The following is a 1,683-nucleotide window of genomic DNA, read 5'->3' as shown; positions in this document are numbered from 1 at the left end:
ATCTGCGAATGCGTGGTGCTGGTGGCCGTGCTCGCGGTTGCGGCGTGCCGGGTGCTGGCGGCGGCGCGTCCGGTCCCGGCCGTGACCGGGGATCCCGGGCTTACGCCCCATCTGGCCCGGCTGGCGGGCCGCCGCTCCCGGCGGGTAGCGGCAGTGACCGTTGACCTGGGGGCTCCCGCGCCGGTTCGCTCGGCATTCATCAGGGCGGACGCCGGAACGCTGTTCGAGACAGGATCGGTGACTAAGGCGCTGACCGGGATGATGCTGGCCGACGCCATCGAGCGCGGCGAGTTGTCGATGGACAGCACCGCCGCGGAGCTCCTGCCGGCCCTTGACTGTACGAGGGCAGCCACGGTGACCGTGCGGGAACTGTGCACCCACACGTCGGGGCTGCCCCGGCTGCCTGTGGACCCGCGCACGGCGGCCCGCATCGCCGTCTTCGCTTTTGTCGGTCTTGATCCCTACCGGGGCACCACGCCGTCCCGGGTGATCGCCCTGGCGGGCCGGCAGCGCCTGCGCCGCCGCGGGCAGGCCGCCTACTCCAACCTCGGTGCGGCCCTGCTGGGCCAGATTCTGGCCGGACGGGCAGGCTGCAGTTTCGCGGACCTGCTCCGGGCGCGGGTCTTCACCCCGCTTGGCATGTCCTCGGCCGCGGTGGCCACGAGGCAACAGAAGGCAGCGCCTGGCTGGTCAGCGACGGGTCTGCCCCGTGCCCCGTGGGTCCTGGACGGCTATGCCCCGGCCGGCGGGGTCATCGCCACGATCGGGGACATGGCCCGGCTCCTGACCGCCATCCTGGATCGGACCGCGCCAGGATACGGCTCCTTGACGCCGGTCCCGGACGTCGAGACCACGCGACCGAACCGGCGCAGCGGCATGTTCTGGATAATTGATTCCCTCCCGTCCGGGAACGCCATGATCTGGCACAACGGCGCCACCGGTGGATACTCCGCCTTCCTGGCGATCTTCCCAGAGACCCGGCAGGCGGTCGCCGTCCTGGCCAGCGTCTCGCGACCTGGTGATCAGCAACGCATCGCATTGGGGCTAGCGCGGTCGCTGGTCAAGCGCCCGCCCGGTGACCAGCCTGGGTAAGCCGCTCTAAGTGTGTGGTTGTGACTTGCTGGCGGGGCTGTGCCGCCCCACGGACGTGCACATGTATCTAGTGGTAGGGAGCCGGGACGGCAAGCGGACCATTCTTGCGCAGGTCGTTGCATCGGGCCTAGCGACGCGAAGCGCGCGGAAGGACCGCGCTGCTCCGGATCATCTAGATCTGTGCGCCGGGCTGGAGACGGCCGGCAAGAGCACATCGATCCCGCCCCTACAGCTCTCTTTCGTAGAAGTAATTGACCGGCCCGTCGGGTCCGCCTTCGCGGTTGGTGAAGCCAAGGCGCTCGTAAAGGGCGCGGGCGGCCACATCGTCCTCGCTGGTGCTGAGATCCATGCGATCCGCGCCATGACGCCTGGCCTGCTCGATCGCCGCCTTCATCAGTGCACGCCCCAGTCCCTGGCCACGCCGGCCGGGAGTCACGTAAAGCTCCGCCAGGTAGCACTCGAGGCTTTCAGTCCAGATATCCGGACGGAAACGGAGCACGGCCAGCCCATCAGGCCCGGGTCCGCCCACCACGACAACTGTGCCGCCTGCGCCCATCAGCCACCTGATCCGTTCCGCAAGCACGGACGGGC

General features: G+C 69.5%; 2 protein-coding genes. One reads left to right on the top strand and one right to left on the bottom strand.

The window, feature by feature from the left end:
• A partial coding sequence (locus tag WA225_RS24665; RefSeq protein ID WP_422610019.1) for a serine hydrolase domain-containing protein occupies positions 1–1,092 on the top strand: 1,092 nt, incomplete at its 5' end.
• A gap of 226 nt (positions 1,093–1,318) precedes the next feature.
• Here WA225_RS24665 and WA225_RS24660 read toward each other — a convergent pair.
• Positions 1,319–1,683: GNAT family N-acetyltransferase (locus WA225_RS24660; protein WP_422610018.1), on the bottom strand; the 365-nt coding region annotated here is incomplete at its 5' end.

Source organism: Pseudomonas sp. (assembly GCF_049300855.1).
Taxonomy (GTDB): Bacteria; Pseudomonadota; Gammaproteobacteria; order Pseudomonadales; family Pseudomonadaceae; genus Aquipseudomonas.
The sequence above is the reverse complement of the archived record's forward strand: the minus strand, read 5'-3'. Positions and strand labels throughout refer to the sequence as shown.